Annotated in this window: 11 protein-coding genes; 9 read left to right on the top strand and 2 right to left on the bottom strand. The window is 47.1% G+C overall.

Features of this window, described 5'->3' with window-relative positions:
- The 9 genes from EAE91_RS21750 to rpoC form a co-directional block, all read left to right on the top strand.
- Positions 1-134, top strand: a 134-nt coding sequence (locus EAE91_RS21750) for an EF-Tu C-terminal domain-related protein (protein WP_461671730.1), incomplete at its 5' end; no start/stop codon positions are given.
- Between the two features lie 274 nt (positions 135-408).
- Positions 409-792, top strand: a complete 384-nt coding sequence (gene secE / locus EAE91_RS21745) for a preprotein translocase subunit SecE (RefSeq protein ID WP_049585758.1) — start codon at positions 409-411, stop codon at positions 790-792.
- Between the two features lies 1 nt (position 793).
- A complete protein-coding gene (gene nusG, locus EAE91_RS21740) occupies positions 794-1,339 on the top strand; it encodes a transcription termination/antitermination protein NusG (RefSeq protein WP_011144820.1) in 546 nt (181 codons plus the stop codon).
- A 159-nt stretch (positions 1,340-1,498) separates the two neighbouring features.
- Positions 1,499-1,927, top strand: coding sequence for a 50S ribosomal protein L11 (rplK, locus tag EAE91_RS21735; RefSeq protein ID WP_036779946.1), 429 nt, complete (start codon positions 1,499-1,501; stop codon positions 1,925-1,927).
- A gap of 3 nt (positions 1,928-1,930) precedes the next feature.
- Positions 1,931-2,632, top strand: coding sequence for a 50S ribosomal protein L1 (gene rplA, locus EAE91_RS21730; RefSeq protein WP_214090298.1), 702 nt, complete (start codon positions 1,931-1,933; stop codon positions 2,630-2,632).
- A 306-nt stretch (positions 2,633-2,938) separates the two neighbouring features.
- Entirely contained in the window at positions 2,939-3,436 is a 498-nt protein-coding gene (gene rplJ / locus EAE91_RS21725) for a 50S ribosomal protein L10 (RefSeq protein WP_214090297.1), read from the top strand.
- A gap of 63 nt (positions 3,437-3,499) precedes the next feature.
- Positions 3,500-3,865, top strand: a complete 366-nt coding sequence (gene rplL / locus EAE91_RS21720) for a 50S ribosomal protein L7/L12 (RefSeq protein WP_214055102.1) — start codon at positions 3,500-3,502, stop codon at positions 3,863-3,865.
- A 341-nt stretch (positions 3,866-4,206) separates the two neighbouring features.
- Positions 4,207-8,235, top strand: coding sequence for a DNA-directed RNA polymerase subunit beta (gene rpoB, locus EAE91_RS21715; protein ID WP_214090296.1), 4,029 nt, complete (start codon positions 4,207-4,209; stop codon positions 8,233-8,235).
- A gap of 130 nt (positions 8,236-8,365) precedes the next feature.
- Entirely contained in the window at positions 8,366-12,586 is a 4,221-nt protein-coding gene (gene rpoC / locus EAE91_RS21710) for a DNA-directed RNA polymerase subunit beta' (protein ID WP_214090295.1), read from the top strand.
- Between the two features lie 274 nt (positions 12,587-12,860).
- On the opposite strand, the gene EAE91_RS21705 is transcribed toward rpoC, so the two are convergent.
- On the bottom strand, positions 12,861-13,163 hold the full coding sequence (locus tag EAE91_RS21705; RefSeq protein ID WP_113044228.1) for a helix-turn-helix domain-containing protein: 303 nt from the start codon (positions 13,161-13,163) through the stop codon (positions 12,861-12,863).
- Positions 13,164-13,168: 5 nt separating this feature from the next.
- Positions 13,169-13,519 (bottom strand): type II toxin-antitoxin system RelE/ParE family toxin, encoded by a 351-nt coding sequence (locus EAE91_RS21700; RefSeq protein WP_214090294.1) that lies wholly within the window; start codon positions 13,517-13,519, stop codon positions 13,169-13,171.
- Positions 13,520-13,648 lie beyond the last annotated feature (129 nt).

Below are 13,648 nucleotides of genomic sequence, written 5' to 3'. Positions count from 1 at the left end.
TGATGCCAGGTGATAACATTCAGATGAAAGTAACTCTGATTGCGCCAATCGCAATGGACCAGGGTCTGCGCTTCGCTATCCGTGAAGGCGGCCGTACTGTAGGTGCTGGTGTTGTTGCTAAAGTTATCGCATAATTTTTTGATGTGATTACACTAAAAGGGCATCAACCGATGCCCTTTTTGTACGTTGTCTAAATAAGAACCTATCTCATCAATGGTTATTTTTAATTATTGGTGAGATAGGCTCTGATACAACGAATTGGCTATATCTCTCTCAGATATACAATGTCATACTGAATTATGGTGCCAAGTCAGATACAATCACTCAAATTTTTTGGTTCGGTCTGATTTGTTTTGCTCTTGCGAGGCAAGCTGGCTATCTATTTAAATCATAGTTACAGGTTGGTTTATGAGTGCGAATAGCGATGCTCAAGAAAGTAGGCGCAGTCTTGAGGTAATGAAATGGCTATTAGTGGCAGCCTTATTAACGGTTGCTATCGTTGGAAACTACCTTTATCGGGAGTATAGCCTTCCTCTACGCGCGATGGCGGTTGTTGTTATTGTTGCTCTTGCGGGAGCGGCTGCGCTCTGGACTGCGAAAGGGAAAACCACATTGGCTTTCGCCCGCGAAGCCCGCATTGAAATGCGTAAAGTCATTTGGCCAACTCGCCAGGAAGCGCTGCATACAACTTTGATTGTTGCGGCAGTCACTGCATTGATGTCTTTGATCCTATGGGGTCTTGACGGTATCCTGGTGCGTTTAGTTTCATTTATTACAGGCCTGAGGTTCTAAGATGTCAGATTCCCCAAAAAAACGTTGGTATGTTATACAGGCATTTTCCGGGTTTGAAGGTCGTGTTGCACAATCTTTACGTGAACATATTAAATTACATGATATGGAAGATTCTTTTGGCGAAGTAATGGTGCCAACAGAGGAAGTTGTTGAGATTCGTAGCGGCCAGCGTCGCAAAAGTGAACGCAAATTTTTCCCTGGGTATGTGCTGGTACAAATGATCATGAACGATGCAACATGGCATCTTGTTCGCAGCGTACCACGCGTCATGGGTTTTATCGGTGGCACATCTGATCGTCCGGCACCAATCAGTGATAAAGAAGTTGATGCGATTATGAATCGTCTTCAACAGGTTGGTGATAAGCCACGGCCAAAAACATTGTTCGAACCAGGCGAAATGGTTCGTGTCAGCGATGGTCCATTCGCAGACTTCAATGGTGTTGTAGAAGAAGTCGATTACGAGAAGAGCCGCTTGAAAGTTTCAGTTTCTATCTTTGGTCGTGCGACTCCCGTTGAACTGGATTTCAGTCAGGTAGAAAAGGCGTAATTTTCGAGCATATTTTTGCTGGCTTGCAATAGGTGAGAAATTAACATACAATTTCGCGCCTTTTGTTTTTTAGTAGTCTGGCCTAGATAAGGCGGGGCTGAAATAACAGGGGAGCCTTTTAAACAAAGGCGATACCACCCACATAGAGGAAAATTATCAATGGCTAAGAAAGTACAAGCCTATGTCAAGTTGCAGGTTGCAGCTGGTATGGCTAACCCAAGCCCTCCAGTAGGTCCTGCTCTGGGTCAGCAGGGTGTTAACATCATGGAATTCTGTAAGGCGTTCAATGCTAAAACTGACAGCATTGAAAAAGGTCTGCCAATTCCTGTTGTGATCACCGTTTATTCTGATCGCTCTTTCACTTTCGTTACTAAGACCCCACCAGCGGCTGTTCTGCTGAAGAAAGCAGCGGGCATTAAATCAGGTTCCGGCAAACCGAACAAAGACAAAGTTGGTAAAGTAACCAGTGCGCAAATTCGTGAAATTGCTGAAACTAAAGCTGCGGATATGACAGGTGCTAGCGTTGAAGCAATGATGCGTTCAATTGAAGGTACTGCTCGTTCCATGGGCCTGGTAGTGGAGGGTTAATCGATGGCTAAACTGACCAAGCGCATGCGCACAATCCGCGAAAAAGTGGATGCAACTAAGCAGTATGACATTAACGAAGCCATTGTTCTGCTGAAAGAGCTGGCTACCGCTAAATTCGTAGAAAGCGTTGACGTTGCTGTTAACCTCGGCATCGACGCTCGTAAATCTGACCAGAACGTACGTGGCGCGACAGTACTGCCTCACGGTACTGGCCGTTCCGTTCGCGTAGCTGTATTTACCCAAGGCGCAAATGCAGAAGCTGCTAAAGCAGCGGGCGCTGAGCTGGTAGGTATGGAAGATCTGGCTGAACTGGTTAAAAAAGGCGAAATGGACTTTGACGTTGTTATCGCATCTCCAGATGCAATGCGCGTTGTTGGCCAATTAGGTCAAATCTTGGGTCCACGTGGTCTGATGCCAAACCCTAAAGTAGGCACTGTAACTCCTAACGTTGCTGAAGCTGTACAGAATGCTAAAGCGGGTCAGGTTCGTTACCGTAACGATAAAAACGGCATTATCCACACCACCATTGGTAAAGTTGACTTTGATGCTGACAAACTGAAAGAAAACCTGGAAGCTTTGCTGGTTGCGCTGAAAAAAGCCAAGCCATCTTCTGCTAAGGGTGTTTACGTTAAGAAAGTTAGCCTGTCCACTACTATGGGCGCAGGTGTTGCGATTGACCAGTCAGGTCTGAACGCTTCGGCTTAATTTTAGCTGAATGTGATTATCGCTTTACCTTGGTGTCAGATTTGTCTAGAATTTGGCACCTTGTATTTGGCTAGTAAGTTTTTTATTAGCTAAATAAAAAATTTTCGGTTGGAGCTTGGCCTATCCAAGCCCCGTCCAAGACCGCAGGTGTAAGTAATTACTTAATATTCCTGCGTAGACGGTGACAGAGCCAAATGACATTCATTTCTGGATTCTGCTCACCGTGTTTTAGAGCTCAGGCACTTTTGGTGTTGTGAGTTATGTGAGTTCCGGGGTTTTCCCGGTTAATCCAGGAGCAAAAAGCTAATGGCACTAAATCTTCAAGACAAACAAGCGATTGTTGCTGAAGTCAGCGAAGTAGCCAAAGGCGCGCTGTCTGCGGTTGTTGCGGATTCCCGTGGCGTTACTGTAGATAAAATGACTGAACTGCGTAAAGCAGGTCGCGAAGCTGGCGTTTACATCCGTGTTGTGCGTAATACACTGGTCCGCCGTGCTGTTGAAGGTACTGCCTATGAGTGCCTGAAAGAAGCGTTTATTGGTCCAACCTTGATTGCTTTCTCTAACGAACATCCGGGCGCCGCTGCTCGTTTGTTCAAAGAGTTCGCGAAAGCGAATCCAGCATTCGAGATTAAAGCAGCAGCCTTTGAAGGTGAGTTTATCTCTGCGGCCAATATTGACCGTTTGGCAACACTCCCAACTTACGAAGAAGCAATCGCACGCCTGATGTCAACCATGAAAGAAGCCGTTGCAGGCAAACTGGTTCGTACTCTGGCTGCGTTACGCGAGAAGAGAGAAGCGGCTTAATTGTCAGGTCTCCTCCGTGCTTTTTAACGTATAAATTATTTCTGAATTTTAGGAACACTTGTTATGTCTATCACTAAAGAACAAATTCTGGACACAGTTGCCACAATGTCCGTTATGGATGTTGTTGAGCTGATCACTGCAATGGAAGAGAAATTCGGCGTTTCTGCTGCGGCAGCGGTAGCTGTTGTTGCTGGTGCGGCTGAAGCTGTTGAAGAAAAAACCGAGTTTGATGTTGTCCTGTCTGCTATTGGCGGCAACAAAGTTGCTGTTATCAAAGCAGTACGTGGTGCAACTGGCCTGGGTCTGAAAGAAGCGAAAGACCTGGTTGAAAGCGCACCAGCCGTACTGAAAGAAGGCATCAGCAAAGATGACGCTGAAGCACTGAAAAAATCTCTGGAAGAAGCAGGTGCTTCTGTTGAGGTTAAGTAAGTTTAGTTTTAAGTTAGCAGCCTAACTTTAAAGGCTGATGGCTGGTGATTTTTTTTAATCACCAGCCTTTTTGCGCTGTAGGGCATTAGCAGCATTTCCACTGTTTGGCTGTTAATTAACCCCCAAATACTTTTTCCTATTGACGACTTAATATACTGCGTTCTCAGCTACGATCCACTCGGGTAGCTCGGTAGTAAGGTAACGCAATGAAATGATTTAAGAGTAATAGCAATGAGTATTACGGAAAATAATTCAATTTTCTGTTCGAAAAAACAGTGTCGTAAAGAGCTGTCCTTTAGGGCGGGCAGAGTGGGTCACTGATCAGCGAGCTGAGGAACCCTATGGTTTACTCCTATACCGAGAAAAAACGTATTCGTAAGGATTTTGGTAAGCGTCCCCAAGTGTTGGACGTACCTTATCTCCTTTCTATCCAACTTGACTCGTTCCAGAAGTTTATCGAGCAAGATCCAGAAGGCCAGAATGGTTTAGAAGCGGCATTCCGTTCTGTATTCCCAATTCAGAGCTATAGCGGCAGTTCGGAGCTGCAATACGTTAGCTACCGTCTTGGTGAGCCAGTGTTTGATGTTAAAGAGTGCCAGATTCGTGGTGTAACTTATTCTGCACCTCTGCGCGTTAAGTTGCGGCTGGTTATCTATGAACGTGAAGCACCGGAAGGCACGGTCAAAGACATCAAAGAGCAAGAAGTCTACATGGGTGAAATTCCGCTCATGACTGACAACGGTACCTTTGTTATCAATGGTACTGAGCGGGTTATTGTTTCCCAGTTACATCGTAGTCCTGGTGTATTCTTTGACAGCGATAAGGGTAAAACTCACTCATCCGGTAAGGTGCTGTATAACGCACGTATTATTCCTTACCGTGGTTCTTGGTTAGATTTCGAATTCGATCCAAAAGATAATCTGTTTGTACGTATTGACCGCCGTCGTAAATTGCCGGCAACGATTATTCTGCGTGCAATGGATTACAGCACTGAAGAGATCTTAAACCTATTCTTTAGTAAAACGATTTTCGAAATTCGTGACAACAGACTGCAAATGACACTGGTACCAGAGCGTTTGCGTGGTGAAACCGCTTCTTTTGATATTGAAGCAAACGGCAAGGTTTATGTTGAGAAAGGCCGTCGTATTACCGCACGTCATATCCGTCAATTAGAAAAAGACGAAGTGAACCGTATTGAGGTTCCTGTTGAATACATTGCGGGTAAAGTTGTTGCAAGAGACTACATTGATGTCAATACAGGTGAAATTATCTGTGCTGCTAACATGGAGCTCTCTTTAGATCTGCTGGCTCGTTTGAGCCAGGCTGGTCACAAATCTATTGAAACACTGTTCACCAACGATTTAGATCACGGTGCTTATATTTCCGAAACGCTTCGTGTTGATCCAACCAATGACCGTTTGAGTGCTTTGGTTGAGATTTATCGCATGATGCGTCCTGGTGAGCCACCAACCCGCGAAGCGGCAGAAAATCTGTTTGAAAATCTGTTCTTCTCAGAAGATCGCTATGATCTTTCCGCGGTTGGTCGTATGAAATTCAACCGTTCATTGAGCCGTGAAGAAGTTGAAGGCTCCGGTATCCTGAGTAAAAATGACATCATTGATGTCATGAAGAAACTCATTGATATCCGTAATGGTAAAGGTGAAGTCGATGACATCGACCACTTAGGCAACCGTCGAATCCGTTCTGTCGGCGAGATGGCGGAAAACCAGTTCCGTGTAGGTCTGGTACGTGTTGAACGTGCAGTTAAAGAGCGTCTGTCTCTGGGTGATCTGGATACACTGATGCCGCAGGACATGATCAACGCTAAGCCGATTTCAGCCGCAGTGAAAGAATTCTTTGGTTCCAGCCAGCTATCTCAGTTCATGGACCAAAACAACCCGCTTTCTGAAATCACTCACAAACGCCGTATCTCTGCGTTAGGCCCAGGTGGTTTGACTCGTGAGCGTGCTGGCTTCGAAGTGCGTGACGTACACCCAACACACTATGGCCGTGTATGTCCAATCGAAACCCCGGAAGGTCCGAACATCGGTCTGATTAACTCATTGTCTGTTTATGCGCAGACTAACGAGTATGGTTTCCTTGAAACCCCATATCGTCTGGTGCGTGATGGTGTTGTTACGGATGAAATTCATTATCTATCTGCGATTGAAGAAGGTAACTTCGTTATCGCACAGGCCAACACCGTATTAGATGATGAAGGCCACTTCGTTGAAGATCTGATAACTTGCCGTAGTTATGGCGAATCCAGCCTATTTAACCGTGAACAGGTTGAATACATGGACGTTTCCACCCAGCAGGTGGTTTCCGTTGGTGCTTCCTTGATCCCATTCTTGGAACACGATGACGCCAACCGTGCATTGATGGGTGCGAACATGCAACGTCAGGCTGTTCCTACTCTGCGTGCTGATAAGCCGCTGGTTGGTACAGGTATGGAACGCGCGGTAGCGGTTGACTCCGGTGTAACGTCTGTTGCTAAACGCGGTGGTGTGGTTCAGTACGTTGATGCATCTCGTATCGTTATCAAAGTAAACGAAGATGAGATGTATTCGGGTGAAGCAGGTATTGATATTTATAACCTGACTAAATATACCCGTTCTAACCAGAACACCTGTATTAACCAGATGCCGTGCGTCTCTCTGGGCGAACCGGTGGAACGTGGCGACGTACTGGCTGATGGCCCATCCACTGACTTGGGTGAACTAGCGCTCGGTCAGAACATGCGCGTAGCGTTCATGCCGTGGAATGGTTATAACTTCGAGGACTCCATCTTAGTTTCTGAGCGTGTTGTCCAGGAAGATCGCTTTACAACCATTCATATCCAGGAACTGGCTTGCGTATCTCGTGATACCAAATTAGGGCCTGAAGAGATCACGGCTGACATCCCTAACGTGGGCGAAGCTGCACTCTCCAAACTGGATGAGTCCGGTATTGTTTATATCGGTGCGGAAGTGACCGGCGGTGACATTCTGGTTGGTAAAGTGACGCCTAAAGGTGAAACTCAGCTAACGCCAGAAGAAAAATTGCTGCGTGCTATTTTCGGTGAGAAAGCGTCTGATGTTAAAGACTCTTCTCTGCGCGTACCAAATGGCGTATCCGGTACGGTTATCGACGTACAAGTATTTACCCGTGATGGCGTAGAGAAAGATAAACGTGCTTTAGAAATCGAAGAGATGCAACTGCGTCAGGCGAAGAAAGACCTGACAGAAGAGTTGCGAATCTTTGAAGCTGGTCTGTTTGCACGTATCCGTTCTGTTTTGATTGCTGGCGGCATCGAAGCTGAAAAACTGGATAAACTGCCTCGTGAACGCTGGTTAGAGCTAGGTCTGGCTGATGAAGAGAAACAGAATCAGTTGGAACAGTTGGCTGAACAGTATGACGAACTCAAAGCTGAGTTCGAGAAAAAACTGGATGCTAAACGCCGTAAGATTACACAAGGTGATGATTTAGCGCCGGGTGTGCTGAAAATCGTCAAAGTTTATCTGGCGGTTAAACGTCAGATTCAGCCTGGTGATAAGATGGCGGGTCGCCACGGTAACAAGGGTGTTATCTCCAAGATCAACCCAATCGAAGATATGCCTTACGATGAAAACGGCACGCCGGTAGATATCGTACTGAACCCACTGGGCGTACCATCACGTATGAACATTGGTCAGATCTTGGAAACGCATCTGGGTATGGCTGCGAAAGGTATTGGCGACAAGATCAATGCGATGCTGAAACAGCAGCAGGAAGTTGCCAAACTGCGTGAATTTATCCAGAAAGCTTATGACCTGGGTGATGAAACCCGTCAGAAAGTTGATCTGAACACTTTCTCTGATGAAGAAGTTATGCGTTTGGCAGAAAACCTGAAAAAAGGTATGCCAATTGCAACACCTGTGTTTGATGGTGCGAAAGAGAAAGAAATTAAAGAGCTGCTGAAACTGGGTGACTTGCCAACTTCTGGTCAAATTACCCTGTTTGATGGTCGTACCGGTGAGCAATTTGAGCGTCAGGTTACTGTTGGCTACATGTATATGTTGAAGCTGAACCACCTGGTGGATGACAAAATGCATGCCCGTTCAACCGGTTCGTACAGCCTGGTTACTCAGCAACCGCTGGGTGGTAAGGCACAGTTCGGTGGTCAACGTTTCGGTGAGATGGAAGTGTGGGCATTGGAAGCATATGGTGCCGCGTACACCTTGCAGGAAATGCTCACCGTCAAGTCCGACGATGTTAACGGCCGTACCAAGATGTATAAAAACATCGTGGATGGCAACCACCAGATGGAGCCAGGTATGCCGGAATCCTTCAACGTATTGTTGAAAGAGATCCGCTCTCTGGGTATCAACATCGAGCTGGAAGACGAATAAATCGTATTCCCGCTGGTACTGCCCTGAATGGATATGACGGGCAGTTTACCAGCCAGTGGTTGCACTGGTCATAGGGGGGAGCGGCATGGGTTGCTCTCCTGACAGGTCTAACTCCGACAGGAGCCATTTCGTGAAAGACTTATTGAAGTTTCTGAAAGCGCAAACTAAGACCGAAGAGTTTGATGCGATCAAAATTGCTCTGGCCTCGCCAGATATGATCCGTTCGTGGTCATTCGGTGAAGTGAAAAAGCCGGAAACAATTAACTACCGTACGTTCAAACCTGAGCGTGACGGCCTTTTCTGCGCCCGTATTTTCGGGCCAGTAAAAGACTATGAGTGCTTGTGTGGTAAATATAAGCGCTTGAAACACCGTGGTGTAATTTGTGAGAAGTGTGGTGTAGAAGTTACCCAAACTAAAGTTCGTCGTGAGCGTATGGGTCACATCGAACTGGCTTCTCCAACCGCACACATTTGGTTCCTGAAATCATTGCCATCTCGCATCGGTTTGTTGCTGGATATGCCACTGCGTGATATTGAGCGTGTACTGTACTTCGAATCCTATGTGGTTGTAGAAGGCGGTATGACTAGCTTGGAACGCAGCCAGATCCTGACAGAAGAGCAATACTTGGATGCACTGGAAGAGTTTGGTGATGAATTCGATGCGAAGATGGGCGCGGAAGCTATCCAATCTTTGCTGAAAAATCTCGATCTGGAAAATGAGTGTGAAACGCTGCGTGAAGAGTTAAACGAAACTAACTCTGAAACTAAACGTAAGAAGCTGACCAAACGTATTAAACTGTTGGAAGCCTTTATTCAATCTGGTAACAAACCAGAATGGATGGTTCTGACGGTTCTGCCAGTTCTGCCACCGGATTTACGTCCATTGGTTCCACTGGATGGCGGCCGTTTTGCCACTTCGGATCTGAACGATCTCTATCGTCGTGTTATTAACCGTAACAACCGCTTGAAGCGCCTGCTGGATCTAGCTGCGCCAGATATCATCGTTCGCAACGAAAAACGTATGTTGCAGGAAGCGGTTGATGCTTTGCTGGATAACGGTCGTCGCGGTCGTGCAATTACTGGTTCTAACAAACGTCCGTTGAAATCCCTGGCTGACATGATCAAGGGTAAACAAGGTCGTTTCCGTCAGAACTTGTTGGGTAAACGTGTTGACTATTCCGGTCGTTCTGTAATCACCGTAGGTCCTTACCTGCGTCTGCATCAGTGTGGTCTGCCTAAGAAGATGGCACTGGAGCTGTTTAAGCCATTCATCTACGGCAAGCTGGAACTGCGTGGTTTAGCGACGACGATTAAAGCCGCTAAAAAGATGGTTGAGCGTGAAGAGGCGGTGGTATGGGATATCCTGGATGAAGTTATTCGTGAACACCCGGTTCTGCTGAACCGTGCACCGACACTTCACCGTTTGGGTATTCAGGCATTCGAACCGGTTCTGATCGAAGGTAAAGCGATTCAGTTGCACCCACTGGTGTGTGCGGCCTATAACGCCGACTTCGACGGCGACCAAATGGCTGTTCACGTACCGCTGACACTGGAAGCCCAGTTAGAAGCGCGTGCGTTGATGATGTCTACTAACAACATCTTGTCTCCAGCGAGTGGTGAGCCAATCATCGTTCCATCTCAGGACGTTGTTCTGGGTCTGTATTACATGACCCGTGACTGTGTTAACGCGAAAGGCGAAGGCATGGTGCTGACTGGGCCTAAAGAAGCTGAACGCGTATACCGCGCAGGGCTGGCTTCTTTGCATGCCCGCGTTAAAGTGCGTATCACTGAAGAAGTGAAAGATGGCGAAGGCAATATCACAGTTAATACCGGTTTGATTGATACGACCATTGGTCGTGCAATCCTGTGGATGATTGTACCAAGAGGTCTGCCTTACTCACTGGTTAACCAACCATTGGGTAAAAAAGCTATCTCCAGAATGCTGAACACCTGTTACCGCGTGATGGGCCTGAAACCAACGGTTATTTTCGCTGACCAGATCATGTATACCGGCTTTGCCTACGCTGCGCGTTCAGGTGCATCTGTTGGTATCGATGACATGGTTATCCCAGAGAAAAAAGCGGGCATCATTGCGGAAGCCGAAGCAGAAGTTGCTGAAATTCAGGAACAGTTCCAGTCAGGTCTGGTCACCGCCGGTGAACGTTATAACAAAGTTATCGATATCTGGGCTGCGGCAAACGAGCGTGTTGCTAAGGCAATGATGGAAAACTTGTCTACTGAAACAGTCACAAATCGTGATGGTGAAGAAGAACAACAAGTTTCCTTCAACAGCATCTTTATGATGGCTGACTCTGGTGCGCGTGGTTCTGCCGCTCAGATCCGTCAGTTGGCGGGTATGCGTGGCTTGATGGCTAAGCCAGACGGCTCCATCATCGAAACCCCAATTACGGCGAACTTCCGTGAAGGTTTGAACGTACTCCAGTACTTCATTTCAACCCACGGTGCTCGTAAAGGTTTGGCGGATACCGCACTGAAAACGGCGAACTCTGGTTATCTGACTCGTCGTCTGGTTGACGTGGCGCAAGACTTGGTTGTTACAGAAGATGACTGTGGTACGCACGACGGTATTCTGATGACGCCGGTTATTGAAGGTGGTGATGTTAAAGAACCACTGCGCGAGCGTGTATTGGGTCGTGTGACGGCGGAAGACGTTCTGAAACCGGGTACTGCTGACATTCTGGTGCCGCGTAATACTTTGTTGAATGAAAAATGGTGTGATCTGTTAGAAGAGAGCTCCGTTGACAGCATTAAAGTACGTTCCGTTGTAAGTTGTGAAACTGACTTCGGTGTTTGTGCTAACTGCTATGGCCGTGACCTTGCTCGCGGACACATTATCAATAAAGGTGAGGCGGTTGGTGTTATTGCGGCTCAGTCCATCGGTGAGCCGGGTACACAGTTGACGATGCGTACGTTCCACATCGGTGGTGCGGCATCTCGTGCGGCAGCCGAATCCAGCATTCAGGTGCGTAACAAAGGTAGCCTGAAACTGTTTAATGCTAAATCCGTGACCAACTCCGCAGGTAAACTGGTGATTACTTCCCGTAACACCGAACTGTGTTTGATCGACGAATTTGGCCGTACGAAAGAAAGCTACAAAGTACCTTACGGTGCGGTACTGGGTAAAGGTGATGGCGAAACTGTTAACGGCGGTGAAACCGTTGCTAACTGGGACCCGCACACCATGCCAGTGGTCAGTGAAGTATCTGGTATCATCCGTTTCGCTGACATGATAGATGGCCAGACCATTACCCGTCAGACTGATGAATTAACCGGTCTATCTTCATTGGTTGTCCTGGACAGTGCAGAGCGTACCGGTAGTGGTAAAGACCTGCGTCCGGCACTGAAAATTGTTGACGCCAAAGGTGACGATGTATTGATTCCAGGTACTGATATGCCTGCTCAATACTTCCTGCCGGGCAAAGCGATTGTTCAGTTAGACGATGGCGTAAGCATCTCTGCGGGTGACACCTTAGCGCGTATTCCGCAGGAATCCGGCGGTACGAAAGATATTACCGGTGGTCTGCCACGTGTTGCTGACTTGTTCGAAGCACGTCGTCCGAAAGAGCCTGCCATCCTGGCTGAAGTCAGCGGTATTGTCTCCTTTGGTAAAGAAACCAAGGGCAAACGCCGTTTGGTTATCTCCCCATTAGATGGTGGTGATGCTTACGAAGAGATGATCCCTAAATGGCGTCAGCTCAACGTGTTCGAAGGTGAAGTGGTTGAACGTGGTGACGTCATCTCTGATGGTCCAGAGTCTCCACACGACATCTTGCGCCTGCGTGGTGTTCATGCGGTTACCCGTTACATCACCAACGAAGTTCAGGAAGTTTACCGCCTGCAAGGGGTTAAGATTAACGATAAACACATTGAGGTTATCGTTCGTCAGATGCTGCGTAAAGCAACCATCGAAAGTGCAGGTAGTTCTGAGTTCTTGGAAGGCGAACAGGTTGAATATGCCCGCGTTAAAGTGGCAAACCGTAAGCTGGAGCAAGAAGGTAAAGTGCCTGCAACTTATGGCCGTGACCTGTTGGGTATCACCAAAGCGTCTCTGGCGACTGAATCCTTCATCTCTGCGGCATCGTTCCAGGAAACGACCCGCGTACTGACTGAGGCTGCGGTTGCGGGTAAACGTGATGAACTGCGTGGCTTGAAAGAAAACGTCATCGTTGGTCGTCTGATCCCTGCTGGTACCGGTTATGCTTACCATCAGGATCGCATTCGTCGTCGCCAGTTGAATGAGCCTGCTGAGGCACCACAAGTGAGTGTCGATGAGGCTACTGCGAACTTGGCAGAACTGTTGAATGCCGGTTTTGGTGGCGATAAGAAGTAATTCTTAGGACACGCTAGCTAATTAAATGCCCTCCTTTTGGGAGGGCATTTTAACTTGTTGATAAATTGATAATTTTCACTTGGTGACCTGTTTTAATCGAGTTTCGTTCACCAAATGGAACTTGCCTTCACGTTAAGAATCCTCTCCTCAAATTTTTCTTTCCTAAAAGCGTTCACTTGCAGACCTTGTTCCTCACAATTATCTGGCACGTAAAAAAGTCGATGCGGACATTGATCTTGAATTATATCCGCGAGGGCTACCGGAACGTTTGTGGTTAAACGGAAAATCCGTAATGGGTACCGTCGGGTAACTCGATATCGAGACGCAGCTTGCTACCCGTTGCCTCAACGTAACGTTTGAGGGAAGACAGTTTCAAGTCGCGGCCAAACTTCTCCATGTCAGAAACCGTGGGTTGCTTGATACCAAGAGCCAGAGCTATTTCTCCTTGAGTTTTTTGTACCCGCTCACGGAGTTCTGCCAGATGGATGTTTAGCAACATCTCTGTTGCCGCAGCTTGTGCATTGGCAACAACTTCGGGCTTTTCGTTTGCTAATATTTGATCAAGAGTTCTTGCCATAGTGTTTACTCCTTTTTTAACTTTTCCAGATGTGCCGTGAATTCACGGTCAGCAATTGGAATCATCGTTTCATAAAACCGTTTCTCGTTTCCGGTTTTGTTACCGGCGCAAAGCAAAATTCCTCTCCGCTTGGGGTCGAACGTAAAGAATGCTCGGAGCGGATCGCCTTTGCTTTGGACACGTAATTCTTTCATGTTGCTGTGGCATGAACCGTTCACAGTATCTGCGTATGGCCTGGGTAACATAGGGCCTCTTTCCCGAAGTGCTATTATTGAAGCTAGCATATTGGCCCTGTCGGTGTCATCCAAAGCATCGAACCATGCATCAAAGGTGTCCGTCGTTTCGATAGCCCACATAACTACTCCTTACTCAATATAGGTCAAATGCTATATAGATAAAAATCTATAGTCAAGAAAAACTGGTGTCTTGCGCGAGGGTGTCAGCTTTCTCATGTATAAATATTGAGCTTGATTTGGTTATGATCA

This window comes from Photorhabdus noenieputensis (assembly GCF_018448935.1).
GTDB lineage: Bacteria > Pseudomonadota > Gammaproteobacteria > Enterobacterales > Enterobacteriaceae > Photorhabdus > Photorhabdus noenieputensis.
The sequence above is the reverse complement of the archived record's forward strand: the minus strand, read 5'-3'. Positions and strand labels throughout refer to the sequence as shown.

Bases quoted from the DNA above. Each gene is read 5' to 3' on its own strand.
- secE (WP_049585758.1), top strand. From the start codon at position 409: ATGAGTGCGAATAGCGATGCTCAAGAAAGTAGGCGCAGTCTTGAGGTA.
- nusG (WP_011144820.1), top strand. From the start codon at position 794: ATGTCAGATTCCCCAAAAAAACGTTGGTATGTTATACAGGCATTTTCC.
- rplK (WP_036779946.1), top strand. From the start codon at position 1,499: ATGGCTAAGAAAGTACAAGCCTATGTCAAGTTGCAGGTTGCAGCTGGT.
- rplA (WP_214090298.1), top strand. From the start codon at position 1,931: ATGGCTAAACTGACCAAGCGCATGCGCACAATCCGCGAAAAAGTGGAT.
- rplJ (WP_214090297.1), top strand. From the start codon at position 2,939: ATGGCACTAAATCTTCAAGACAAACAAGCGATTGTTGCTGAAGTCAGC.
- rplL (WP_214055102.1), top strand. From the start codon at position 3,500: ATGTCTATCACTAAAGAACAAATTCTGGACACAGTTGCCACAATGTCC.
- rpoB (WP_214090296.1), top strand. From the start codon at position 4,207: ATGGTTTACTCCTATACCGAGAAAAAACGTATTCGTAAGGATTTTGGT.
- EAE91_RS21705 (WP_113044228.1), bottom strand. From the start codon at position 13,163: ATGGCAAGAACTCTTGATCAAATATTAGCAAACGAAAAGCCCGAAGTT.
- EAE91_RS21700 (WP_214090294.1), bottom strand. From the start codon at position 13,519: ATGTGGGCTATCGAAACGACGGACACCTTTGATGCATGGTTCGATGCT.